The sequence below is a fragment of the Mucilaginibacter sp. HD30 genome, assembly GCF_054061755.1.
Genome location: NZ_JBSSEO010000001.1, coordinates 3,652,718 through 3,677,901, shown reverse-complemented (window position 1 = coordinate 3,677,901; position 25,184 = coordinate 3,652,718). Strand labels below are relative to the sequence as shown.

Below are 25,184 nucleotides of genomic sequence, written 5' to 3'. Positions count from 1 at the left end.
AAATGAGCTTTTATTTTTAATGCGGATTGGTCTCAGTGTTTAGCGGGGGCGAATCAGCAAAGACATTGGAAAATAGCTGGTTGACATTGTGATAAAAGAGCATTCAGGTTTGGTTGCAAATAACATAATAATATGCTAATTAGCAAATTATGTAAATATTATTTGATGATACGGCCTCATTATCTGGATAATAGCCAAATTTCCGATCGGTTAAATAATATTTATCTTCAAACGCATTACACGGTTAACCGTGCCGTCATCGTATAAAACGATATTTTCGATCACTTCCTTCAGCGCGATCATCCAGGCGCCGCCAATTTTCCACCGTCAATGCATGCACCGAAACTAATTATTTTCTACTGATTTGATCACCACCGCCTGGAAATCGTGCCAAATGCCTACCAATTGCGAATGACGCAGGCGATATGCCCAAATCGCAAGTTGTTTTGCAGGGACATATCCTGCGTAGTTATTTTGAATAAATGCAGCTAAGCCGGGAAGAATTATACAACGCAGTCTGGGGCAAACCCATTTCGCACCTGGCCGAAGCGTGGGGCGTCAAAGGCTGGGATATCAAACGCTGGTGCTGGGACCGGGGTATTCCCATGCCCGAACAAGGGCACTGGGCGAGGCCTAAACACGGTAAATCAGTAGAACAGCCGCCATTGCCCCCAAAGGAAGAATCAGAACAAACGGCTACTGAAGCAAACAGCCGGTAGGTATTCGAACCGGCACCCGTTTTTGCGGGAGAAACAGAACTTTCCTTTGGCGTGCCCGACCGGCTGATCCATCCGGACAAACTGATCACAGACGCAGGAAAGGGTCTGGCCAAAGAACGCTGGGACCAAATGCGGCGCTCGGATGACGACCAGTTCCCGATCAGGGTAATGGCTGCTAACGTCGGACGGGCTTTACGCATTGTGGATACGCTGTTCAAATGCTGGCGGCGCAGAGGGTACCGTGTCGAAATCCGGGACCGCTTTGCTTTTGTTTATTTACGGGAGGTCCGCCAGCGGGTACACCTCTATGAGATCTGCAAGACTTTGCCCAAAGCCAACGAAAAACGAAGTTCGTCAACTAAAGCCTACCGGACGCCTCGCTTTCCGGATGGACTGGTGGGGCGGCCGGGAGTGGAAAGACAGCAAGCGCCCGTTGGAAGAGCAGATACTGGATATCCTTAACCATATGGAACTGTCCGCCCGCCAACTGGAGCGGGAGCGCGCCAAACCCGACCGTGTAATACCGGCCATGATTAATGAAGAAGCTGAAACAGCCGCGGCTCCGCCCGATGGTGACTTTGAACAACTATTGGCCGACGCACAACGCTGGAAACAGTTAAAAGTATTGGATGAATACCTGGCCGCCCTGTTCGCCTCAGCTGAACACTCGCCCGAATTCTTGAGCTGGTTCCAAACAATACGCCAGCAGCGTCTGAATGCGGACCCGCTGCAGCCTTAGGCCCAGTGGATATCGATCGCTTGCTCGTTCCAGCGGATAGCATAGCGCGCGCCGGGTTTGCCGTACACATTGACTTGCTGGTGCTGATCGGTGATACTGCTGCCCTCAAAGAATTTGGCTTTGCCCATCAGCTGCGCCTCTACATCGGACGCCTTTAATATAGCGACCTGATCCTGTTCTTCCAGGCGGCTGACCAGGTCCATGACACTGTTCCTCGCCCGGGCGTCCAGTAAACTGGCGCCCTGCAGGTCTTCCGGCAACAGCAGGACCAGGTAGTCTTCGGCACGGCTGATGGCGACATTGATGATAAACTGTTTCTTGAAGAAACGGCTGTACGCGGCACCGTAGGTGCTGGGGTTGAAGACCGCGAAGACGAGCTCCGATTCATCGCCCTGGAAGCCGTGTACCGTATCGATAGTGACCAGGTCGTCGGCCGGGCCAACGCGATGATCTTCAGCCATCGCGTTGATCAGGTCTGCCTGTGCCCGGTAAGGCGTCACAACGCCGATTTTCCAGGGTTCGGCCTGGGTATCTTTCTTGAAACGCAGCAACAGCTCATTCACCAGCAGGGCGCTATACACATGAACCGGACTTTCGTTCAGCGTCCGGGGATAATAGATCGGGTGGTCTCCCGTTGTGGGGTAACGTATGATCGTCAGCGGCTTAAAACCAAGCTGCGCGAAGAAAGACGGAAGCGGGCGAGAGTGGGCGGTCTTATGCGGGTTGAGCCCCAGCGCCCGGCCATGCAATAACAGGTCCTTGTAGGAAAAACGGCTGAACAGTTTGCCAATGGCGGCAACGCTGCGGTATTGTGTTTTCAGGTTCTCTACCTGTCCTGCATATCTGGGCATTTGAATTTGCTGATCGGCTTCCAGGAAAGATCTCAGGCTGACCATGGAATAAATATTCTCTTCCTTGACATCGCGCTGCTCTTCCGGCAGGTTCTGGTCCGGGATATCGAAGATCGGCGGGATCTGCAGCGGGTCACCCCCAATGATGAATTCCGTGCTTTGTGCCGGATCGCTGGCCCTGTAGCGGCGGTGGAGCATGGGATAAACAATGGCTGGCAGCATGATCATCGAGGCCTCATCAAAAATAATGGTCTGCCAGTCGACATCCGCCAGGGCGATCGTTTCCTCATCATGCCGGCCGGGGTGCGATCGCACCTGGTCATAAAAAAAGCGGTGCACTGTCGTGACCAGCACCTGGCCACCCGCCCGGTCAAGATCGAAATTACCGGCGTCACGTGCCAGGTTATGATCGATGATCTCGGTATCCGGGGCGTTACCATAGCGTACCAGCCAGGAAAGCGTCAGGTCCGAAGGCAGACTTTGCTTGAGGATGCGTTTGACGATGACATTGGCCGCTTTATTGGTCGGGGTCAGCACCAAGATACGGGCATGGGGCGCCACGCGCATGCGCTCCAGTATCTTCTCCGCGATATTGGTGGTTTTACCCGTCCCCGGCGGCCCGAAAATGAAGCGGACATGATCCGTCATTTCCCTGGCCACGTTATACTCCGGCGGCAAGTCGAGGCGGTGAAAGCAGCGGTAGAGCTGCTGGCTTAAACCCGAAGGGCGTGAAAAGGAGATAACGGCCTGGAAAACATCGACCAACGGGATATCCGTCAAATCGGCCGGCTCGGCCGGCAGTACATAGACCCGCTGCCCTTCCTTCATGACTGCTTTTACGGGCAGTTCGCTTACCTGGGCGGCCCCTTGCGGATCAATATAGTGCAGCAACACCCGGTAGTCGCTGAAATACTCTAAACTGGGGGACAGGTTTTCTGTCGGGCTGATCAGGACCAGTATCCTATGGTCAGCCGGGTTCAATTCCGCTTTCCGAAAGCTGACTGAGCCCTGCGCGTTCTTATTGGCCGGGCTGGACAGTAGCATGATCTCGATCAGCTTCAGGAACCAGTCCAGGCTATAGCGCTCAGCCGCCAGGAATTCGTCCTTCATTTTTTTCCTTTCTGCTTCCTGTTCCAGTTTCCGTTTTAACAGTTCCCACTCTTGTTTGAATCCCGGATTGCTCTGGATACGCTGCAAATAATCCTGCAGTTGCTCATCGTACTTTTCAAAAAGCCGCAGCAGCGCCTCCATTGCCGCGTTCGGGAACAGGCCGAGTGACTGCAGCTGGGTAACGACCGTCCGGTCGGGCTGCGCCACATTGACCAGCGCGGTGTGCGCGTCCAGCACTTCGGCATCACCGAGGCCATAACGGTATACGATCTGCCCGTTCGCTTTGAGGGTTCTCGGGATCGGCTGTTCGTAGCCGATGACCGTCAGTTCGGGATAGCTCTTTTTCCAATCCTGATAAAAGGCGCGTTCCCATTCCTTCTGGGGCACCTGCTCATCAATGTTACCTGCCGATAGGCCGACCGTTTCGATTTCACCGGGATAACTCGTGCACCACGATGCATCAAAGCAGCTTTGCAGCGCGATCTCCCTGCTAAGGGCAACCGCCAGGTCCGAAGGATCAAACCCAATGGCAGCCAGGCCTTCCAGCTGCGCATCGCTGAGCCAATAGATCGGCTTGGCCAGGGTCAGCCGTAATTGTCCCGGCAGCCCGCTAAAAGCCAGCAGGGGCAACTCGGTTAACGCCGTTTCCCGGGAGGATAAGCCGGCGATCAGCTTGGTCAGTAGTTCGCGGCGCGGATCTGGCAAGCTGAAGGTTACCTCCCGCCGATGGAGGAACAGGACCGTTCGGAGCAGCAGGGCTACCGTTTGTTCTCCTGTGGCAGCCGCGGGCTGTTCCCCGGCGCCGGCTAAAAAGGAACGCAGGGCGACGATCGGCGAATCGCTGAAAGAAACACCCAGCGCGGAAAGGAATTTTTGTCCGGGGACACCCGCTGTTTCCAGCCATTGCCCGATGGCCGGGGCCAATGCCTCACCTGCATATGCCCAGTCAGGGTCCGCTACGGTCTCTGCAGGCTCAAAGCCGATCAGCGGCGCCCAACCTTGAACAGCGCTCAATTTGACCGGAGCTTCGGGGGCGGCCTGAAATAATGCATAACAAAAATCAAAAAAAACAGCCTGCCCTGCAGCCGGAATATGGTCGGCACCGGGCGCTGTCAGGCGCTCGCCCTTAAGGTAAGGGGAATGCAGTACCTGGATCTTCCCGTCTGGCGAGAAATGATCGCCCGGTTTCATTTTGAGTTGCTGTGCCAAACCGGCATAGCATGGGGCTAGCTGGAGTTCCGGGCTGAGCACCGGACAAGTGTTCTCCGGCAGGTAAAAAACGCCTCCCGCTATTTCGTGCGGACCGGCGCAGGTCTCCACGATAAAATCACCCGGCTCATAAACCGAAAGAAGCAAGAAGGCCAGCTGGTCAGGGCGCTCCAGCGGCCGATCTTGATAGTTTTCCGTCAAATGATCATAAATATATTCATGGTCGGTGGAAGCTTCCAGTCCCAGACATTCGGTCAGTACTGATCGTTCGGCGACCGCGGCCTCAGTAAGCCGCTCGACCAGCAGCCCGGCAACCCTGGTCGCCCGCGATTGGTCGTTGAGGATGATCTGTGAAAGGGAAAGCTGGTACTCGGTCTCACCGCGCAACAGGGTGACCGCGTCGTTTCCGGTGAACTGGGCATCCTTCCAATAGAGGGTTTCATTTTCCCACCGGGCGGCGATCTTTTCCCGAATCAGCGCGATACGTTCAGCTGAAACAGTAAACGTTTGCAAAACGAGCGTCAGGAAACGCAAAGGCGCCGAATCCGCCCGCAGCGGCTGGTCCAGATCGAACAATTGTAGCGGAACGCCCTCCAAAACTTTTTTCCTGGTCTCGCCGCCGGCCTGTGATACCAGCGCAAGCAAAGCCGAAAGCTGCTCATCATCCGTGAGCGTGCACCTTTCAGCCAGTTCCTCGATCAGTTCGTCCTTCTTGAGGTCTACCAGCTCACCGAAACTGTGCAAAACGACCGGCAGCAGACGGAAGGCTGCCTGGTGATGGACCTGTAGGTAGGCCTGGACGGCTTTGTCCTGGGTCAGCGCCTGTGAGACGCCTGTGGTTTCCGGGTAGATCATTAAGGCCCCGCCCGCTTCACCGATCGTAAGTTGATCGAACACCTCGCGGTTCTCCGACGCGCAAAGTTTGAGCAGGCCCGTGGCCGCCGCAATGGACACTTCGGTCAGCGGCTTTTCGACATTTAGTTCCAGTTCACCGGCGCTTAGCTTAAAGGGCGCCGCTTCATAAAAAGGCAATAGCCCGTAAAGTGGCAGACTGGCGATGCCCAGTTCCGGGGCAAGGCTGCTGAAAGCTGAATACTGCCCTTCGGTCAACTGGGCGAGTTCGGCGCAGTAGTAATAGGCTTCGCCAGCTGGCAGCAGGCCCTCCGGTGTATAAACGACCGTAATTTCGGCCAAACCAGGTGCCAACGGGGTCCTGGCATAGATCTGTTTTACGGCGGTGTAGATCGCCGGGATATCCGCAGGCCGCAAACCGGGCTGCGTGAGAATAGCCGTAAAAGCCGGCTGGATGATCTGCGCATAAACTTCAGTCTCCCGGCACAAATAGTCATCAAGTTCTTTAAAGTATTCCTGCCCGGCGATACACCAGCCTTTCAGCCAGGTATGTTCTGCAGCTTTGATCATGCTGCTCAAGGCCAGTATTTGACCGTTCGTATTGGAAAACAAGGTCAGGCGGCGGAAACGCGCGACGCGTTCTTCCGGTGAACGCGAACCGATCTTGAGCGTGGCCTCGAAAATGGCTCTTTTCTCCCCGGGTGCAAAACCGGCAGCCGCAAAACGGGGGTTCAGTAAAGTCACCAGTTCATCAAATGAATTGAAATACTGCACCAGGCGCGCGGTTGTTTGAATGTATTTAAACAGGTTCGGGTAATCACTCAAAGAAAAGTCCGTGGTATAAAAACCCGCCTTAAGCAGATAAGGTCCCAGGTCGTCGATCCGGTTAAAAAGGATAAGGTAGCGCTCATCTTCTTCCGCTGCTGCCAGACTCAGCGTCTGCCCATTGCTGAAAGGCCAGATCGCCAGTTTGGCGATATTGGCGCGGATATTTTTTTCCTCGCTGACCAAAGCTATAGCCGCCTCCAATTCTTCAAAAATAAGTTTGATCCCGGCGGGTTCGGCCAGCAGCCAGCGATTGATGTGTTCGGCGGAGCCAGCCTCGTCCAGGATATCCAGAATGGTCACTTGTTTCAGTAATAACTTTTGCCGCGCCATGAATGCGAGTGACTGTGCCTGTTCGTCATCCCAGTAAAACCAGTGGATATGACCGCCCAGCCAGTTCAGGGTATCGACCGGCAAAGCGGTGCCCTTCATCCGTACGTTTTTGTGATCGCCTGCAATGGTGAAGCCATGTTCGTCAAATGACCTGACGGGTACCTGGTTGCAGATCAGCTGGAACAATGGCTCCCACAGCGGTTCATTCACCCAAACCCGTTCAGGATTATCGCTTTTGTCCGATAACAACAGCGTAGCATAAACTTTGAGGAAGCGGGCGCGAAGCGCTTCGTCAGTACTTTCGGACCACAACTTCATCCGCTGGGTGAGCCGGGCGGCGAACCGGCTGAACAAACGTTCATTGATCCCGACGCCTTCAGTGCCGGCGTTTCCCTTTTGTAAGTAGGTGCGGGAACTCGATTTATAAAAAGCATTGGAATGCAGAATAAAGCAAAGCCGGTGCTTTTCTTCGCTCAAAGGAAAGAACAGGTAGAAATTAGGCGCGTTTTTGAAGGTTTCAACTGACGCTTCATGGTCGGTAAAACCCATGAGGATCTCGATATCGGCATCTTTTCTGATCTCCGAGGATTCCCCATCGTTGATCTCTTCTTTGCCGAAACGGATAAAATGGAAGTCCGCCGAACCCTTTTCAAAAATGAAAGGCTCGAAATCCAGGTCGATCGGCTTCAATAACGTTTGGTTCAGGTTAACTTCTTTCAACCCCGAATGGCCAAGTGTCAACTGGGCCGTACGGTTCAAAATGGTCATCGAAAACCGGACACCTTCTTCGAGGTTGACCTCTTCCAGCGAACCCTGCTTTCCTTGTCCCAGTTTGAGAAAAAACAAGGAGCCGTGTTCAAAATCCGTTTCAAAATAGCTGCGGTATTTTTGGATCCAGCGGCCCATAACAGCCAGTTCATCCCTGCTGAAGGAATTGCCGGTCTCCTGGTAACGGTAATCCCGGATCAGCTCCGGCACCGTATCATTTTCCGGCTGACAGGGAAAATTGGTGATCAGTATCTTGAACAGCCAGGGTTCGGTACCCAGCACCTTGGCCTTCTTTTTTTTATTTTCAATATAGACCTGGTATTGCTGGCTGGTCGGTTCCACTTCTGGCTGCACGGTGAACAGCAGCGGTTCGGCCTGCTGCCAGCTAAACAGGATGGGGCCGTAATTATTGTTCAGCAGTTCGTCCAGTCCGTTTTCCTTACCGACGAGGCGGTGGGCCAGCTTGAAACCGATGCCGAACTTCCCGATGGTATAATTGTCGGCAGCCTTGGTCGATACGCCGATATTCAGGATCGATTGCACCGCGTCGGCATCGAACATATTCCCATTATTGGCCACCAGCAAATATGAATTGCCGTCCAACTCATCCTTTCCCCAGAAAAGACCGAAGCGGGTGCTCAGGGCATCGACCGCATTTTGCATGAATTCGTAGACCGCCTGCCCGTCCTTAGCCATATCCAGGAAGCCCTGTAAAAAGCCCCGGACGCCATCATTATCCTGGTAACCATCTTTCAGGCCATGGTAAATATTAAAAAAACCATATTCGAATTCGCCCTCACGCACCTCGTGACTGACGCCGATAAAATGTTCGTTCCTGCTGGGAATATCCATTTCGGCGATGTCTTTTTTGATGAGCTGCCGAAACTGGCGCATGTCTTTTATCTTCATAAGGTGATAAGCGGGTTTTGTGCTACGAGTTTACAAAAAAATAACGGCCCTGCCGTCCGGGGATAAAGCTTTTCGTATTATTTTGTTTATCAAGTATTAAATAAATACATTAGCTACCGATCACTATACCTGACCACATGCACATTCCCACCCAACACCTTTCCGTAAGAGTAGCCTGGCATGATGCCGGTTGGAACGGAAAGGTCTGCTGCAGCCCGCGTGAGAACGGCTCCTGCATGTTCCTGCCCCGTATCCAGGCCGCTAAAGACCCTGCTCTGGAAGAATCGCTTGCCTCGAGGTGGATGCACGAACTGAGCGAACAGCAGCAGCCACCTTGTATCGCCGAAAAAGCGACCTTCATGTCGCCGCATGATGTCTACCGAAAGGTGAAGCACCCCTATGCCTCCAATCCCAAGAACCAAAAATATTACGGACATTACCGTGAAACCACCCTGCGGTATCCAGGGTACAGCTTTGCTGTCATCCCCTATGGGTGGATGCAGAAAGATGCCGACAGCAACCAGTCGGACCGGGCGGAAGAATACCAGCTCGGCTATGATGCCAGGAAAGAACCCGAATTAGGGTTCCGAAATACCTGGGTCCAACAGATCGATAACCAGCAGGCCCTGCTCGACGCCTTTATAGATCCCATCAGGCCCGAACATTCGCTGGTCTTCATATACGCCAAGAATATTCCATTGGTAGAATCTACAGAACGCATTTTGATCGGCGTTGGCCGGGTGACCAAGACTGGCGCACTCACTGAATATGACTACAACCCGGAACTGCCGGTCGCGTTCCGCAGCACACTTTGGGAACGGCCTGTTTACCATTCGATCAGGCAAGACTTCGCAGACGGCTTTCTGCTGCCTTATCATGATCTGCTCACATTAGCAGCTCAGGACGAATCGATCAACCTACAGGATTATATCGCCTTTGCGCCAGCCTTTCAGGAATTTTCGTATGGCTCGGAATGGGTTTCAAACGACACCGCCATCGAAGCCCTGCTGATCCTGCATGACCGGCTCAAGAAGCTTGGAGGATTGCTGGCCGGTAAAGATTATAGCGATCAGTTAGGCTGGATCGATCATCAAATATCGGTCTTATGGGAGATGCGTGGCCCTTTCCCCGGTATCGGGCCGGTATTAAGCGGACTGAAGATCCCGGCGGGCAACATGGTCGCGCGCGAACTCGACCGATTGATCCGGAACGACCAGGGCGAAGTCATCACCAATCCATGGGACTACGTGTACCGGCTATACGGCGGCGACCAGTCTTTTTTGCCAAACAATCTTAAATTCCCGATGAGCGGTACGCTGAAGGCGACCTGGGAAAATTATAGCGATGACGAAAAGGCCTTCCTCGAATTGCTGAGCCGCATGAGCCTGGATAACGAGCAGGTCAGGCAAGTCATTGATCTTTCCGAACAACAACAGTTGGAATACCTGGTCAATCCCTATGCTTTATACGAACAACATCGCCTAATTCGCCTGCAATTCCCGGCCAGCACGATCGACAAAGCACTGTTCCTGCACCCGGTGGTCAGCGAAAGGTTCCCATTGCCAGAAAAGACAGCGATCGGCGACCCGCTGGACGAGCGGCGGATCCGGGCTTTTTGCGTGCAGGTACTGGAACAGGCAGCTGCCGGCGGAAATACCTTGCTGACCGACAGCCAGCTGGTGACCGCATTGGATGGACTCCCGCTCGCCCCACTTTGCGATCCTGGAACGAGGAACTTGCTGGCTATCGAAGATTTTTTACAGGCAGAGCTCGGGCGGCAAGTGTTGGATGAGCAATCAGGGCTGAATTACTATAAACTCGTCCGCTATGCAAAGATGAAGGAGAAGATCAAAACATTTGTTCAAAAGCGCCTGCAACGCCCCATCTCCAGCATCCCGGAGACAAACTGGCGGGCGGTCATCGATGATAAATTCGGGGCTATCGACCCTGCTCTACCGGATTGGTTCCGGCAGCGGGATAGTCAGGCAAGGGATGAAAAGGCCGCCGCCCTGGCCTTGATGTCCACCAACCGGGTGGCGGTGCTGCTGGGCCCGGCCGGAACAGGGAAGACCACGCTGATCGATATCTTATGTGCCCAGCCGTTCATTGCCGGCGGTACGATACTCAAACTTGCGCCAACGGGCAAAGCCAGGGTAAAAATGGGCAAAGATGCCCAAACAGTAGCCCAGTACCTCATTAGGGCCAAGCGTTACCAACCGGAAACCGGTCAGTATATGCTTAATCCAGACGGCCCGGTCCGTAGCGCCAAGACGGTCATTATTGATGAGGCCTCCATGCTGACGGAGGACCAGCTGGCAGCAGTGATCGACAGCCTGACCGGTGTGGAACGCTTGATCCTGATCGGCGATTACCGGCAACTCCCGCCTATCGGCGCGGGAAGGCCCTTCGCGGACCTTATCAATTACCTGCAGCAGCAAAAAAAGGGGATCGCATCCTTGAAAGTACTCTTCCGTCAATCCGCAAAACAGGATATACCGGCGGAAGAACCAGACCGCCTGGATGTCAGGCTAAGCAAATGGTTCAGCGACGACCCGATCAAGAAAGAGGAGATCAATATTTTCGGAGAGATCGCCGCTGACGAAGGGAAGAACTGGGGGCATATTGAGTTCATGGAATGGTATAATGTGCGTCAGCTGGAGGAGATGCTGGTTTCAGCGACCAACAGAGAGATCAGCCAGTTGCTTCCCAGAATAGACTTGGCAGCGACCGGCGATCCGATGAAAGATTTTAACCTTTCCTTAGGTGCCCGCGCTTATTATGAGGGCAATTCCTGGTTAAGTTTCGACATCCCCTCGGCGCCGCTAATCGAAAGCTGGCAGATCCTCTCGCCGACCCGCACCTCGGGCTATGGCACCAAGGTGCTGAACCAGGGTATCCAGAAAACTTACCGGGCGACCGCGATCGCTAATTCCATCCAGCCGCCAAAATATAAAAAACGGAAGATGCCCCGCCCGGTCGGAAACGATAAATTAGTATACGGAGATAAGCTTATCAATATCCAGAATACACGCTGGGACAAACCCTGGAACTATACCTATAACCCCGAGCGCTTGTCCGACGAATCCCTGCTCAAGTACATGGCCAACGGGGAGATCGGCCTGCACGTTGGATTTTACGGCGAATGGAACCAGGAAAAGCCGCGCCCTATCCGGGTGGCCTTCGCTTCACAACCCGGCTACGCCTATCAGTTCAAAGAAGCCGACTTCCAGGAAGATGGCGACCTGCAGTTCGAGCTTGCCTATGCCATCACAGTCCACAAATCCCAGGGCAGCGGCTTCAATACGGTTATTTTTGTCATACCATCCGCCTGTCCCACGCTCAGCCGGGAACTTTTCTATACCGCCCTTACCCGTCAGGAAGACCGCATTTTGATTTTGCATCAGGGCAAATTCAGCGATTATGAAAAATATTCGCGTGGCGAATACTCTGAAACCGCACGCCGCCTGACCGATCTTTTCTCGGAACCGCAACTTAAGCTGGTCAATAAAAAATTCTATGACGCCAACTATGTCCAGGTGTGTGCCAAAGGAGAATTTATGATCTCCAAGTCAGAAGTGATCATTGCCGATCAGTTGCATTTCCAGCATATCCCTTACGCTTACGAAGCACCAATCAGCGATGACAAAGGTATCGTGATCCATCCTGATTTTACCATAGAAGATGCGGCCAGCGGTATCGTTTATTACTGGGAGCACCTGGGTTTGATGACCAAGGATGATTACCGGAGCAAATGGAAAAGAAAGCAGGAATGGTACACTCGCAACGGGATCATTGAAAACACTTTGGATCCGGATGCGGACAAACAGCTGATCATCACGCGGGATAAACCGGACGGTGGTATTGATGCGCAGGAGATACGGCTGCTGATCGAAAAGTTATTCATCTAAGCTAGACCATTTGAACCCATGAGCCGCCAACTGACAGCACATTTTGAAGGGATAGAGCCTATTTTGCTGGAACAGATCGATAACGCAGAACGATCCATCCATATCGTCATGGCCTGGCTAACCAGCCAGGCCGTCAAAAATGCGTTGCTTTTGGCAAAACGGGATGACCCCGCTATGCACATCGAGATCGTGGTGGATGACAATGAGATCAACGATCACTATTTTTTTAATTACCGCCAGGAATTCGAAAATGCCGGCATAGCGCTGCGTCAAAAATGTGACCAGCGTTTCCTACACCGCAAATTCATGGTCATTGACGGATCAATTACTGTGTTAGGCTCTTATAATTATACCCGGAAAGCCAAATATAATGCAGAGAACATTTCCGTCATTGAAGACCAGCATTTCAGTAGCGTACACCTGCGCATTTTCAGGGCGCTTACTGAGCCGTCCTACCGGGATGAAAATGTTAGCCTTTTATTTGAACACCCGGAATTTGCGCAAAGACTGCTGTCGGCATATTATCCTTTTTCCCGTAAGCAGTACCGGAAATACCGCTCAAAAATAATACTGGGAGATTGCTTCACGCATTTCAACGGCTATTATGATGAAGTCGCCTACCAGCCAGGCTTTATTTTCAACCCCAGCTGTCGTTTGGATAGAAAGCTCCGCCCATCGGAGTTTGACCTGCCGGTCACCAAACGCACCTTAAGAAACTGGACCCATGGCCGCAACGCTACACATATCATCGACAGCTATCGGGAATATCCAGACCAATGGCACGAGATCAATGATGCACTGAGCGAGGTTAAACCGAACCTGAAAAGACAATTCAAGACTGCGATTAGCAGTACGCGCACCTACGAACAATTGAAAGAACTTATTAAAGGGGATATCGACATTATTAAAGAAGACCGCTTGTGGTATGATAACTTCCAACCTTTTCTAAATGAGCAGGTAATTGAAGGACTTTTTGTCAAATTTCCTAGCGTTTCGACTAGTTACGATTGTGATGAATTGCCACGACTATTATTATCGAAGTAATTCTCATGCATATTCAAATTTGAAGATCTGTCTGTATTTGCTGACCATTTCTTCACTGACCGCTACTTTTCGGGCACGTAGGCGCAAGCCATTCCCGTCGAGGTAAAGGTCAATTTGCCGGTCAGGCGGATAAAGCCGTGGTCGGTGAACCGCCCCCAGAAGATGGTCGTTCGCTTTTCGTTGTTCGGTTTTCAACCATACGTTTGTCGATTTGTTAGTACATTCTAACTCTTTCGTCGTCAACCGGGCATAAGGTGCTGTTCTTCGCGTTATTATACTCGACTGAATATCAGTTATACTTTATTCATTTAAGTTCTCCTTCCTCCAATGCTTTTTGTTCTTTCAGTCTGTTTTTTAAGGCGGTCATGTCACGGTTTACCTTCCTGTCTTTAGTTCTGGCATAGATCTGAGTTGTGGTGAGCTTTGTATGCCCCAGCATTTTGCTGACAGATTCCAGCGGCACATCGTTATCCAGTGTTACAGTTGTCGCAAAAGTGTGTCTTGCAATGTGTGTCGTCAGATTTTTGTCGATGCCAGCGAGGTCTGCAATTTCTTTTAAATAGGCATTCATCTTTTGGTTGCTTTTAACTGGCAATAGTTTGTTCTCTACGTCACGGCACAGATGGCCGTCATACTTATTTAGGATCTCAATTGCTTGGGGCATAAGTGGGACATTGGCTTCAATCTCAGTTTTTGTGCGGGTGGTCTTTATCCATAGGACTTTATCTTTACCGCTTACAATATTTTGTGGTGTTAATTTTTCTACATCGACAAACGCATATCCTGTAAAGCAGCAGAAAAGAAAGGTGTCTCTGACCTCATCCAGCCGCTTTATTTTAAATTCATGCGAGGCTAATAATTCTATTTCCTCCCATTCAAGGACCTCCCGGTTAACTTTCCGGTAAGTGCATTTGAAAGCATTAAAAGGGTTGTGAATTAACCATTTGTTATTTACCGCCAGGTTGATGATCTTTTTTAAGTTTTTAATATAGCGCATGGCGGTATTATGCTCAATTGCGCACTCCGTTTTCAGATACATTTCAAAGCCCCAGACAAAGGCGAAGTCTATCTGGTCGAGATACACATCGTCTTTTTGGAACCTATGTTTTATAAAGCCGGAAACGCGACTCCTAACTGTATTGTACTTTGTCAGCGTTGCCTTTACAAAGTCTTTTCCTACAAGTTTTGCCAGGTCTGCATTGTGCTGATCGAAAACCTCCAGCAGCATTTTTCTGTCCGGCTCCTCACCTGAATACTGCAACTTGATTTTTTCAGCCGTAATAAACTCGTCATTTCGCTTTAAGAATTTAAAAGCTTTGTCGATTTCATCCAGTGTATCATTGATATCAGCATTGATCCGCCTGGCTTCAGGGCTTGTCCCTTTGAGAAAGCCGGTTTGGGCATCCCATTTTGCGGGATGCACCCTTCTTTTAAGCGAAATTTCCGCACGTTTTCCTAAATAAGTAATCCTTGCATACAGCGGTACCAAGCCTGCGGCATCTGTTTTCCGTTTGTCAGCCCAGATAAGAACTGAGAACCTTTGGGTTGTTTTCATAACACATTAATTTTTAAGTTACTTAATCGCATTAACTTTGAGTTCAAATGAGCTGTTTTAAGCTCAAAAACATCAATATAAGTACTTTAAAATCAACTCATTACAAGCTAATTCGGTGACTAAATTAGCGAATCAAAACAGGTCACCGAATAGGTCACCGAATGAGTCATAAATGGTGGTATGAAATGAGCGGGATTGACATAAAAAAACCGCTTAAATCATTGATTTAAGCGGTTATAAACGGTTTTGATACCTTTTTAGCGGAATGGACGGGACTCGAACCCGCGACCCCATGCGTGACAGGCATGTATTCTAACCAGCTGAACTACCACTCCGTTGGGGTTGCAAATATACCCTTCATTTTTTATTACACAAGGTATTTTTTAAAAAAAGTTAAATCAGCCATTATTACACCGATGGCGTACCATCAATAGCACTGATTTTAAAGATTTTATTAAGATGTGTTTGTTGTATAAAAAAGACAACACGTGTATAAAATAACAGACTTGTGTGCAGAATTTAAGACTGTGCTAATAAATGCCCCTGAAAAAACCAGCTAACGAAACGTCAAAATAATAGCATACTTTTCTGAGCGTTTCTATACGTATGTCAATTTTGCCAGACTCTAAACGCGCTATATTTATATTTGTGTCGGCATAAAACTTCTCTTGTGTAACCTGGTTTTGCCTCCTTAGTCGTTTTATTTGAAGCGAAACTTTGCGCTTAAAAGCCTCGTCAGAACTATTAATATACTCAAAATCAGTTAACAACATAGGTTTCGGTTTTTATCTGTGTACGAAAAATAAAATTAAAGGTTTAGTAGCTATGTGGAGTAAATTAGTTTTAAACACAGTGCTTTATTTTTTTCAAATATGACGTATAAGTCAGGGAGCCAAGCGTATTATGGCTCCACTTTTGTTGTTAGGAAAAACGGCCCTGCAATACATCTATGAAAAACAACAATGCATCTGCCAAAATTATTTTTGAATTCTCAGACGCCCAGGCTGAGGTTTTTTGTTCTTTGTTTTGGGTTTAATCAATAGTTTAAATTAATTAGGGGAAAGGGAGCTTCAAAAGAGCTCTCTTTTTTTTTGCATAAATTTAGGGTGTATCTTTATTAAAAGCATGGCGATATGAATTTTGAATTAACCGAAGAACAACTATTGATACAGCAAACCGCCCGAAGCTTTGCCCAAAAAGAGCTTAAACCTGGCGTAATTGAGCGCGACGAGCTACAAAAGTTTCCGGCAGAACAGATTGAGAAACTGGGCGAATTGGGGTTTTTAGGCATGATGGTTTCGCCCGAGTATGGCGGCGGCGGAATGGACACCTTATCGTATGTGCTGGCCATGGAGGAGTTTTCAAAGATAGACGCTTCCGCATCGGTGATTGTTTCGGTTAATAACTCATTAGTATGTTACGGGCTGGAGAAATATGGCAGCGAGGAACAGAAGCAAAAGTATTTGGTTTCCTTGGCCAGCGGCAAACAAATAGGCGCCTTTTGCCTTTCAGAGCCTGAAGCTGGCTCTGATGCCACTTCGCAACGAACTGTGGCTGTCGATATGGGTGATCACTACCTGCTGAACGGCGTTAAAAATTGGATCACCAACGGCAACTCGGCTACCACTTATATTGTTTTAGCCCAGACCTATGCAGAAAAAGGCCATCATGGCATAAACGCGCTGATAGTTGAAAAAGGAATGGAGGGCTTCACCGTTGGCGCAAAGGAAAACAAGATGGGCATTCGCGGGTCAGACACCCACTCGCTACATTTTACCGACGTAAAAGTGCCTAAGCAGAACCGCATAGGCGACGATGGCTTTGGCTTTACCTTAGCTATGAAATTGTTGGAGGGAGGGCGTATTGGCATTGCAGCACAGGCGCTGGGCATAGCGGCAGGTGCGCTTGAACTGGCATTAAATTACTCAAAAGAGCGCAAAGCCTTTGGCAAAACATTGGCCGATATGCAGGCTATACAGTTTAAGTTGGCCGATATGGAAACCGAGATTGAGGCGGCCCGAATGCTTTGCTATAAAGCAGCCTGGCTAAAGGATAACGGACAGCCCTATGGCCATGCCAGCGCCATGGCCAAGCTTTTCGCATCGAATATAGCCATGAAAACTACTATTGAAGCTGTGCAGATTCACGGCGGATACGGGTATGTAAAAGATTACCATGTTGAACGATTGATGCGTGATGCCAAGGTAACGCAGATATACGAGGGGACGTCAGAAATTCAACGCATTGTCATATCGCGCGATATACTTAAGTAGCACTGCGTTTTTAATTAACTTTGGTAAGATAATTTTTTAGAATGAGGATATTCAGATTTTTACCGGCTTTATTAGTAGCTGTTTTTATTTTGTCGGGCTGTTCAAAGCCGGACCTTAAGACCGGTGTTTGGCGGGGTGCTTTAAAAACCGCGAGTGGAAACGAAATACCTTTTAATTTTGAAATTACTGATACCGCAGGTAAAAAGTTAATGACCATTTTTAACGGCACCGAACGCTTTAAAGTGACGGATATAAGCGTTAGCGGTGATAGTGTTGCTATTAAAATGCCGTTGTTCGAATCAGAGTTTAAATTAAAGCTCACTGAAGGCGCACTTACCGGAAAATGGATTAAACACCTGGCCGATAGCGACGCTGTTGTAGACTTTAACGCCTTTTATGGCAGTAACTGGCGTTTTAAAACCGACCGTAAGCCTGCAGCCAATATCTCCGGACGCTGGGCGGTTGCCTTTGGCGACGGCGAGGAAAAAGATTTTGCCGTTGGCGAGTTTAAGCAGGACGATGCAAAGCTTACCGGTACATTTTTAACTACAACAGGTGATTATCGCTTTTTAGAGGGCGTAGTAAGCGGCGATAGTTTATACCTGTCTTGCTTTGATGGCGGACACGCTTATTTATTTAACGCTAAAATTAAGGGGGATAGCATAACCGCCGGTAAGTTTTATTCGGGCCGTACGGGTACTGATGTTTGGACGGCGGTAAAAGACGCTAACGCAAAATTACCCGATGCATACTCGCTTACAGCATTAAAACCAGGCTTTAAAAAACTGGCCTTTACATTTACCGATCTGAGCGGAAAGAAGGTTTCGCTGGCCGATGAGCGGTTTAAAAACAAAGTTGTTATTGTACAGATAATGGGATCATGGTGCCCTAACTGCATGGACGAAACCGCCTACCTGGTAAACTACTATAAAAAATATCAGCCCAAAGGCGTAGAAATAGTTGGCCTGGCCTACGAGCGAACCACTAATTTCGAGCGATCTAAAAAAGCCCTGCAACAGCTTGTAAATCGCTTTAATATCCCTTATCCTGTATTAATAACCGGTTACACGCCTGCGCGTGGCGAAGCCGCTAAAAGCCTGCCCATGCTTGATAAAGTGCTTGGTTTTCCTACAACCATCATTATTGATAAAAAAGGTGATGTGCGTAAAATACACACAGGCTTTAGCGGTCCTGGTACCGGCGACCATTATATTGAATTTATAACTGAGTTTGAAAAGCTTACAAACGATCTGTTAGCCGAAAAGTAAAACTCAAACCCCTCTCCATTGCAGAGAGGGGTTTGAGTTTTGCAGGTTTAGGTGGTTTAGTCTTATTTTTCGGCGGCAAGGGTATTGCTTTTGGCCATGTCGCGCGTGCTTTCGGCAAGGCGTATAAATTCTGCGCGATAGCCTTGTTCGTCTTTTCCTTTTGCGCCCCGGGCTAACGCTATCACTTGGTTAAAGTTGGAGCTTTGTTTAAATTGCGAGTTACACAGCAGTAGGCCATACTCCGCAACGGCGGCGGCAAACCGCATATCTTCTGATGAATTGTCCAGATCAGCGGTTTTGTTTTCAACCACAATTGATTCCATTTTGCTCACATCAGAATTTGGGTCCTTGTAGCGAAACTTAACCGTCATCAATTCTTCCGATGCGTTTTTATTAGCTTTTTTGGGCTCATTTTGATATTTCAACGGATCAACGCTGCCGGCAAACGCGTCATCTTTTATCCCAACAGGAATAATCTCGTACAAGGCCGTAACATTATGGCCCACGCCCATATCGCCGCCTAATTTGGCGTCATTATTAAAATCCTCTTTAGCTAATAGTCTGTCCTCGTATCCTAATAAACGGTAGGCTTGTACTTTGGTTGGGTTAAACTCCACTTGTAGCTTTACGTCTTTGGCTACAGTAAATAGTGTTCCGCCAAACTCGGTTACCATAGAGCGGGTAGCCTCGGTAATATTGTCAATATAGGCGTAGTTACCATGGCCCTTATCGGCTAACAGTTCCATTTTGCTGTCTTTATAGTTACCCATGCCGAAACCTAAAATAGATATGCTAACACCGCTTTGGCGCTCCTGTTCAATCAGTTCCTCCATATCACCATCGCTTGACAGGCCCACATTAAAATCGCCATCGGTAGCCATTACAATACGGTTATTACCTCCTTTTTTGAAGTTTTGCCTTGCAATTTTATAGGCTAACTTAATACCGGCACCTCCCGCAGTACTTCCACCGGCACCTAACTGGTCAATAGCGTCTTTAATCTTTTGTTTCTCATCACCAGGGGTTGATGGTAGCACCAGGCCGGCGGCACCCGCGTAAACTACCATTGCAACATGGTCAATCGGGCGTAATTGATCTACCAGCATTTTCAAAGATGTTTTTACCAGTGGCAACTTATTGGGCGAGTCCATCGACCCGGAAACATCTATCAGAAATACCAGGTTGCTGGGAGGTAATTTGGCATTATCAACCCTTTTAGCTTTCAGACCAATGCGCACCAATTGATGTTTTTCGTTCCATGGAGCAGTAGCAACTTCTGCTCGGATGGCTACAGGTTTACCGGCGCTTGGTGCGGGCAGATCATATTTAAAGTAATTTATCATCTCCTCAATACGCACCGCATTTTTTGGGGGCAACTGGCCGGAATTGATATATCTACGTACATTGGCGTAAGAGGCAACGTCAACATCGGTGGCTAAAGTTGAAAGCGCTTCTTTAAGCGGATTAATAAACTGATTTTCTAAAATAGGGCTGTAGGATTCGTTGTTAGTCATATCAGCAGCGGCGTATCCATAAACCGTTTTATCCTTAAGTATATTTCTTGCCTCCTTTTTGCTTAAATATTGGCTTGCTTTACCGGGGTTCATGGGGCGTAGCTCTATCGAACTTACTGAGCCCACCATTGTAGATCTTTTTTGAACGCCAAAACCCACAACCACTACTTCTTCCAGTGCGGAAGATCGTGGTTGTAAAATCACGTTGATAACGCTGTCTGACTTGATATCTACCACCTGCTGTATAAATCCAATAAAAAGAAATTCGAGCCTGGTTTTCCCCTGGGGTACATTAATGGAGTATTTACCCTTTGCGTCGGCGTTGGTGGCAATGTTTGTCCCCTGCACCCTGATGGTAGCTCCGATTAATGGCTGATTAGAGTTGTCAGAAACAGTGCCGGTTATGGTACGGTCGGCTCCGTAGGTAAATGCGGCAATGCCAGCCAGCATCAACAATAACAATAAGGTCTTTTTCATAATTTATGGTTTTATAGTAAGATGCAGCCAAAACCACATTTCCATAAAAGGGCCATAAATTTTTTTTTAAAAGATATCTAACCCGGGCAGTTAGTTCTTTTCTTCCCAAATCGCACACAAATGCAAAATAGTCTCAACCGCCTTTTGCATATCCTGTACCGATACCCATTCCTGCTTGCCATGAAAAGCGTGCTCGCCTGCAAAAATATTAGGACACGGCAATCCCATGAACGACAGGCGCGAACCATCCGTGCCACCACGGATGCTGCAAAGTTTAGCATCCATACCCGCCCTGCGTATAGCCTCCATGCCATAATCCACAATTTGCGGGTGCTGGTCCAATACATTTTTCATGTTTCGGTATTGTTCTTTTATATGTAGTTCGTAGGTACTCCCCGGATAATCTGTCAGCACGTCCTCTGTTATTTTTCTGATCACTCCGGCATGTTCTGCCAGTTTTACATCATCAAAATCGCGGATAATGAAATCAACCTCGGCCTGCTCAACATGCCCGCTTATATTTACCGGATGTACAAAGCCTTCCATTTCTTCCGTGCCCTCCGGCGATAGATCTTGTGGCAGGTTTGCAACTATACGCCCGGCTATTTTTATGGCGCTTTGCATTTTTCCTTTTGCAAAACCCGGGTGCGAGCTAATACCGTGAATAATAAGTTTTGCACCATCCGCAGAAAAAGTCTCATTTTCCATATTACCGGCGCTTTCGCCATCAATAGTATAGCCGGCATACGCGCCGAGCTTTTCCATGTCAACTTTGTCCACCCCGCGGCCAATTTCTTCATCAGGCGTAAACAATATACGGATATCACCATGTTTTATTTCGGGGTGTTGTATTAACTGGTAACAGGCATCCATAATTTCGGCAAGGCCGGCTTTGTTGTCCGCACCTAACAAAGTGGTGCCACTGGCGGTAATGATGTCATTTCCGATCTGATTATTAAGGTCTGCATGCTCATTTAACCGTAACACCTGCGACGGATCATCCGGTAATACCATGTCTTCTCCCTGGTAGTTTTTATGAATAATAGGTTTAATGCCCTCGCCACTACAATCAGGAGAGGTATCCATGTGCGAGCAGAAGCAGATAACCGGGACATCTATTTTTGAGGTATTTGAGAGTACGGTAGCATACACATAGCCATGCTCATCAATATGCGCGTCGGTAACGCCCATTGCCAAAAGTTCGGCTACCAACAATCGCCCTAAATTTTTTTGTTTTTCTGTTGATGGACAGGTTGGTGAATCAGGATCTGATTGTGTATCGATAACAATATAACGTAAAAAACGTTCGGCAACTGTTGAGCTTTCAGCTAACTTAAAGTTCATATATTTGTTTCGTTATTGGGTGTCCCCTATTTGTTGTAAAAATGACTATTTTTTTATTGTGAAGAAGCTGCTTTTGTTCTTTTTTGTGTCGATCCTGGCTATTGCCGCTAAATCACAGTCCTACAATTATGGCTCTTATGGTATTGGTGTAAACTATAATGCATTATTCCCATACACAGACTTAGCCACAGGCAAAAACACCCAGGGCCTTAGTGTAATAGGCTATTATAATCTGTCTTTATACATACCTATTGGCCTTGAGGTTCAAACAGGGGAATTAGCCGGTGGAGGTGTTCTTACAGACTTTCATGGCCGAGAATATAAAAACAAATTCACCGCTATAATTGCCCGTGGCGATGTTTTCCTCGGGCAGGTAACGGACTTCGGCTACAGCGGGCCTCTACGCTATTTAAAAGACTTTTACGCCGGCACGGGTATTGGGGTGATAAGCAATAATATGGCGTTTATTCAACGCGTACAGTCAGGCACAGGCTATGTCTTTCCAGGGAAGGACAAAAGCTTAAATTTAATTATGCCCATACGTGTTGGTTATGAATTAAAGATCAACAATTCGTATGGAGAACCCTTTATAGGTGTAAATTTAGGATATGTAATAAATATTACCTGGGGCGAGGGACTTGACGGCTACGGCGATTCGTCAAAGGATTTTAAAAACAACGTCCCCGATTTATACCGGCAGATAGTTTTGGGCCTTAAAGTGAATTTTGGGCCAACTAAGTCTAATTATTAATGTCTCGCATACAATTTTGAATATAGAGCAATTACGTGATTATTGCCTGGCAAAACCGGGAGCCACCGAAAGTTTTCCGTTTGGTGAAGATACCCTTGTTTTTAAGGTTGGTGGAAAAATGTTTCTTTTGATAGGTCTGAGCCAGGCCAACAGTTTCAATGTAAAATGCGACCCGGAACTGACTATTGAGCTGCGCGAAAGACACCCCGAAGTAAAACCGGGCTACCACATGAATAAAAAACTATGGAACACCGTTTATATGGACGGTGCTTTGAGCGATAAACAACTGACGGGGATGATGGACCATTCCTACGATCTGGTGTTGGCCGGGCTGCCAAAAAAAATACAGGCTGAAATTAATATACAATAAAACCTGACCCACAATGATGGAGTACCTAACCCTGGCGCCGGTCGCCTCATTTATTTTTGCTGTTACTATTGCTTGTTCAATACTTGCATTTTCAAATAACGAGCTGTATGGAAAGATGATACTTCATCCCTACAGTGTTGCACGCAACCAAAATGTATTTACAGTAATAACCAGCGGCCTTATCCATGCCGATTGGATGCACCTGGCTTTTAATATGTTCTCTTTTTATGCTTTCGCATTTCAAATGGAGGCCTTAATGGGTCACTGGCAGTTTGGCGTGTTATATGTGGCGAGTTTAGTATTAAGCGACTTGCCGACAATAGCCAAACACAAAAATGATTATAGTTATCATAGCCTGGGCGCATCAGGTGCTGTAAGCGCGGTAATATTTGGCTATATTTTGTATTCGCCATTTACCACGCTGATGATAATCCCTATACCGATACCAATCTATGCCGTTATATTTGGTGTGCTTTACCTGGTTTATTGCCATTTTGCGGCAAAACAGGCCAGAGACAATATTAACCACGACGCGCATTTTTACGGCGCTTTATGCGGGCTTTTTATAACGGCAATTTTACACCCCGAAGTATTGCCGCATTTTGTTGAGCAGATCAACGAGAAAATTCAATACTGGCGGCAGGGTTAAAATTTCCGGTGGCATCCAGTAAAAAAGTCATTGGGTTTTCAGGGTCTTTAATGATCTCGAGCAGCAAAAAGCCCCAGTTTTTCCAGAAGTTTTCAAGTACCTGGCCGTAGGTTTTATTCTGCCAAAAATCAAACAAGGGTTTGCCTGTCATGCCGCGTAAAGGCATCGCTTCAATATATATTTCATCATTAACCGGCAACACATTATACTCGGGCAGGCGATTAAACAAATAGGCCGAGTAAAACACCCGCGCGCTTATTTCTTCAAACTGAATAGGGTGTAATGTTTCGCCTTCAACTTTTGTTAATATGTCGCGGTGATAACTTTTGTTGGCCCCATTATCCTGGAAGCAGATGAGCAAGCCAAAATCATTAATGCGCAGGGCAAAGGTTAAGGTATTTATTTCATCGCGATAGCCAAACTCTTCCTCAGTATTATCAACCTTGAACAAAAGCATACTGTAAGGCGTAAAATCCTCAAATATTATGTTTTGATTGATGCTTTGCAGCATTAAATGCAGGTTGCCGAATTTATGGATAATAGACTGCGAAATATTGAAATCTTCGCCCTGTGAGCGCTGTAGTTTAATGCCCGATTGTATTTCGGTAAAAATAATGCCATACAATAGCTTACCCGCCCATTGAAACAGCTTTAAACTATCCAACTTTTTTACAGCAACGTAGCCAATGTTAAAGGCTTCGGCTATTTCATTTTCAAGGGGCTCTAAAAAGGTTTCGTTAACGGCTGCGCTGCAAGGCAGTTTAAGGTCTTTATAGGTGGCCATGCTTTCGTCCAGCATTTTAAAGGGGCGGTCTTCCAGCGCATACCTATTCATTAGCCATTGCGGAAAGATCTGTATGCTTTCTTCTTCGCTGATAAGAGGAACGCCTGTTAAAAAGCAATTGCGGTTGCTAAAATTAAAAGCATCAAAAGGCGAATAAATGGATGTGGCCATGGCGGCAAAGATAACAAAAGCTGTTAAGCCGTAGGTTGGGTATCGTCATTGAAAAGCCAGTTTGCGCGGTCTTAGAATATTGCGGCTTAATACAATTATTCGCCATACAATTATGCCTAATGCCGGTATACCAAACCAATGGGCGTTAAATGACCGGGCAATATCACCATGAAACAAAAAGGCTATAGCATGCCCAATACCGCAACCGGGGCACCATGTTATACCCAAAAGCTTGAATGGGCACAACGTGAAATGGGAAGGTTGCGCCGGATCGCAGATAGCCAGGGCTATTAATGCTGCGATCCAGAATATCAATTCAAAATATTTAAAAAATAACTTTTTAATCAAGCTTGTTTGATCTGTTGGCCAGCAACAAAGATACGCCTAAAGCACATAACAAACCAACAAGCAGTGCACCGAAGAGTCTGCCGGAAAAGGCGCTTAGATTATTGCCTTCGGTTACGTAATTAAAGTAAACTATGCCTGCAAATGCAGCTACTATCCCGCCAAATAACAGCACCTTAAAGCTTTGAATAAGACCCTCTAAAAAGCTCATATTGCCGCCTAAGTCGGCATCTTTGTAGTTTTTAATTGCCAATAGCAATACTACAATTGGTATCAGCACAGATAAATACTCGTAAGGCGATGCCTTGTCATCTTTGATATCATACCCCATCCAGTGCATGATAAATAGCCACAGTCCGCTAAGAACGCCCAGAACCAGGCCCCATGTTAATGCGTTTTTCATTTTATAAGGTTAT

At 48.0% G+C, this 25,184-nt stretch carries 17 protein-coding genes and 1 tRNA gene; 9 read left to right on the top strand and 9 right to left on the bottom strand.

What is annotated here, in order from left to right:
* The first annotated feature begins 482 nt into the window (after positions 1–482).
* Positions 483–719 (top strand): hypothetical protein, encoded by a 237-nt coding sequence (locus tag ACVW2L_RS17460; RefSeq protein ID WP_457129237.1) that lies wholly within the window; start codon positions 483–485, stop codon positions 717–719.
* A 307-nt stretch (positions 720–1,026) separates the two neighbouring features.
* Positions 1,027–1,458, top strand: coding sequence for a hypothetical protein (locus ACVW2L_RS17455; RefSeq protein WP_457129236.1), 432 nt, complete (start codon positions 1,027–1,029; stop codon positions 1,456–1,458).
* On the opposite strand, the gene ACVW2L_RS17450 is transcribed toward ACVW2L_RS17455, so the two are convergent.
* Positions 1,455–8,315 carry an AAA domain-containing protein gene (locus ACVW2L_RS17450; RefSeq protein WP_457129235.1) on the bottom strand — a complete coding sequence of 2,287 codons (6,861 nt, stop codon included), beginning with the start codon at positions 8,313–8,315 and terminating at the stop codon, positions 1,455–1,457. The two genes, ACVW2L_RS17455 and ACVW2L_RS17450, sit on opposite strands and share 4 nt — an antisense overlap.
* 137 nt (positions 8,316–8,452) lie before the next feature.
* Between ACVW2L_RS17450 and ACVW2L_RS17445 the strand changes: the two genes are divergently transcribed.
* A complete protein-coding gene (locus tag ACVW2L_RS17445; RefSeq protein ID WP_457129234.1) occupies positions 8,453–12,223 on the top strand; it encodes an ATP-dependent DNA helicase in 3,771 nt (1,256 codons plus the stop codon).
* Positions 12,224–12,241: 18 nt separating this feature from the next.
* A complete protein-coding gene (locus ACVW2L_RS17440; protein WP_457129233.1) occupies positions 12,242–13,267 on the top strand; it encodes a phospholipase D-like domain-containing protein in 1,026 nt (341 codons plus the stop codon).
* Positions 13,268–13,571: 304 nt separating this feature from the next.
* On the opposite strand, the gene ACVW2L_RS17435 is transcribed toward ACVW2L_RS17440, so the two are convergent.
* The 3 genes from ACVW2L_RS17435 to ACVW2L_RS17425 form a co-directional block, all read right to left on the bottom strand.
* Positions 13,572–14,822, bottom strand: a complete 1,251-nt coding sequence (locus tag ACVW2L_RS17435; protein WP_457129232.1) for a site-specific integrase — start codon at positions 14,820–14,822, stop codon at positions 13,572–13,574.
* 261 nt (positions 14,823–15,083) lie between these two features.
* Positions 15,084–15,157, bottom strand: a tRNA-Asp gene (locus ACVW2L_RS17430).
* Between the two features lie 195 nt (positions 15,158–15,352).
* The gene (locus ACVW2L_RS17425; protein ID WP_457129231.1) at positions 15,353–15,595 is read right to left on the bottom strand and encodes a helix-turn-helix domain-containing protein; all 243 of its coding nucleotides are present in this window, start codon (positions 15,593–15,595) and stop codon (positions 15,353–15,355) included.
* A gap of 360 nt (positions 15,596–15,955) precedes the next feature.
* Here ACVW2L_RS17425 and ACVW2L_RS17420 point away from each other — a divergent pair, with 360 nt between their 5' ends.
* Both ACVW2L_RS17420 and ACVW2L_RS17415 read left to right on the top strand, forming a co-directional pair.
* Positions 15,956–17,095 carry an acyl-CoA dehydrogenase gene (locus ACVW2L_RS17420; RefSeq protein ID WP_457129230.1) on the top strand — a complete coding sequence of 380 codons (1,140 nt, stop codon included), beginning with the start codon at positions 15,956–15,958 and terminating at the stop codon, positions 17,093–17,095.
* 41 nt (positions 17,096–17,136) lie between these two features.
* Entirely contained in the window at positions 17,137–18,363 is a 1,227-nt protein-coding gene (locus tag ACVW2L_RS17415) for a TlpA disulfide reductase family protein (protein ID WP_457129229.1), read from the top strand.
* Positions 18,364–18,425: 62 nt separating this feature from the next.
* Here ACVW2L_RS17415 and ACVW2L_RS17410 read toward each other — a convergent pair whose 3' ends face one another.
* Both ACVW2L_RS17410 and pepT read right to left on the bottom strand, forming a co-directional pair.
* Positions 18,426–20,354, bottom strand: coding sequence for a YfbK domain-containing protein (locus tag ACVW2L_RS17410; RefSeq protein ID WP_457129228.1), 1,929 nt, complete (start codon positions 20,352–20,354; stop codon positions 18,426–18,428).
* Positions 20,355–20,444: 90 nt separating this feature from the next.
* Positions 20,445–21,698, bottom strand: a complete 1,254-nt coding sequence (gene pepT / locus ACVW2L_RS17405) for a peptidase T (protein ID WP_457129227.1) — start codon at positions 21,696–21,698, stop codon at positions 20,445–20,447.
* A gap of 58 nt (positions 21,699–21,756) precedes the next feature.
* Here pepT and ACVW2L_RS17400 point away from each other — a divergent pair, with 58 nt between their 5' ends.
* Genes ACVW2L_RS17400 through ACVW2L_RS17390 form a run of 3 tightly spaced genes read left to right on the top strand, consistent with a single transcriptional unit; the run spans position 21,757 to position 23,468 of the window.
* A complete protein-coding gene (locus tag ACVW2L_RS17400) occupies positions 21,757–22,449 on the top strand; it encodes a hypothetical protein (protein ID WP_457129226.1) in 693 nt (230 codons plus the stop codon).
* 16 nt (positions 22,450–22,465) lie between these two features.
* On the top strand, positions 22,466–22,819 hold the full coding sequence (locus tag ACVW2L_RS17395; RefSeq protein ID WP_457129225.1) for an MmcQ/YjbR family DNA-binding protein: 354 nt from the start codon (positions 22,466–22,468) through the stop codon (positions 22,817–22,819).
* 13 nt (positions 22,820–22,832) lie between these two features.
* The gene (locus tag ACVW2L_RS17390; protein WP_457129224.1) at positions 22,833–23,468 is read left to right on the top strand and encodes a rhomboid family intramembrane serine protease; all 636 of its coding nucleotides are present in this window, start codon (positions 22,833–22,835) and stop codon (positions 23,466–23,468) included.
* Here the strand turns inward: ACVW2L_RS17390 and ACVW2L_RS17385 are convergent.
* Genes ACVW2L_RS17385 through ACVW2L_RS17375 form a run of 3 tightly spaced genes read right to left on the bottom strand, consistent with a single transcriptional unit; the run spans position 23,434 to position 25,171 of the window.
* Positions 23,434–24,423, bottom strand: a complete 990-nt coding sequence (locus ACVW2L_RS17385) for a hypothetical protein (RefSeq protein WP_457129223.1) — start codon at positions 24,421–24,423, stop codon at positions 23,434–23,436. The genes ACVW2L_RS17390 and ACVW2L_RS17385 overlap by 35 nt on opposite strands.
* 45 nt (positions 24,424–24,468) lie before the next feature.
* Positions 24,469–24,738, bottom strand: coding sequence for a DUF2752 domain-containing protein (locus ACVW2L_RS17380; protein WP_457129222.1), 270 nt, complete (start codon positions 24,736–24,738; stop codon positions 24,469–24,471).
* A gap of 25 nt (positions 24,739–24,763) precedes the next feature.
* Positions 24,764–25,171 carry a DUF4199 domain-containing protein gene (locus ACVW2L_RS17375; RefSeq protein WP_457129221.1) on the bottom strand — a complete coding sequence of 136 codons (408 nt, stop codon included), beginning with the start codon at positions 25,169–25,171 and terminating at the stop codon, positions 24,764–24,766.
* Between the last annotated feature and the right edge of the window lie 13 nt (positions 25,172–25,184).

Coding starts and splice junctions, on each gene's coding strand:
- ACVW2L_RS17435 (WP_457129232.1), bottom strand. CDS start 14,822: ATGAAAACAACCCAAAGGTTCTCAGTTCTTATCTGGGCTGACAAACGG.
- ACVW2L_RS17455 (WP_457129236.1), top strand. CDS start 1,027: ATGAGATCTGCAAGACTTTGCCCAAAGCCAACGAAAAACGAAGTTCGT.
- ACVW2L_RS17415 (WP_457129229.1), top strand. CDS start 17,137: ATGAGGATATTCAGATTTTTACCGGCTTTATTAGTAGCTGTTTTTATT.
- ACVW2L_RS17410 (WP_457129228.1), bottom strand. CDS start 20,354: ATGAAAAAGACCTTATTGTTATTGTTGATGCTGGCTGGCATTGCCGCA.
- ACVW2L_RS17425 (WP_457129231.1), bottom strand. CDS start 15,595: ATGTTGTTAACTGATTTTGAGTATATTAATAGTTCTGACGAGGCTTTT.
- ACVW2L_RS17385 (WP_457129223.1), bottom strand. CDS start 24,423: ATGGCCACATCCATTTATTCGCCTTTTGATGCTTTTAATTTTAGCAAC.
- pepT (WP_457129227.1), bottom strand. CDS start 21,698: ATGAACTTTAAGTTAGCTGAAAGCTCAACAGTTGCCGAACGTTTTTTA.
- ACVW2L_RS17390 (WP_457129224.1), top strand. CDS start 22,833: ATGATGGAGTACCTAACCCTGGCGCCGGTCGCCTCATTTATTTTTGCT.
- ACVW2L_RS17375 (WP_457129221.1), bottom strand. CDS start 25,171: ATGAAAAACGCATTAACATGGGGCCTGGTTCTGGGCGTTCTTAGCGGA.
- ACVW2L_RS17450 (WP_457129235.1), bottom strand. CDS start 8,315: ATGAAGATAAAAGACATGCGCCAGTTTCGGCAGCTCATCAAAAAAGAC.
- ACVW2L_RS17460 (WP_457129237.1), top strand. CDS start 483: ATGCAGCTAAGCCGGGAAGAATTATACAACGCAGTCTGGGGCAAACCC.
- ACVW2L_RS17440 (WP_457129233.1), top strand. CDS start 12,242: ATGAGCCGCCAACTGACAGCACATTTTGAAGGGATAGAGCCTATTTTG.
- ACVW2L_RS17420 (WP_457129230.1), top strand. CDS start 15,956: ATGAATTTTGAATTAACCGAAGAACAACTATTGATACAGCAAACCGCC.
- ACVW2L_RS17445 (WP_457129234.1), top strand. CDS start 8,453: ATGCACATTCCCACCCAACACCTTTCCGTAAGAGTAGCCTGGCATGAT.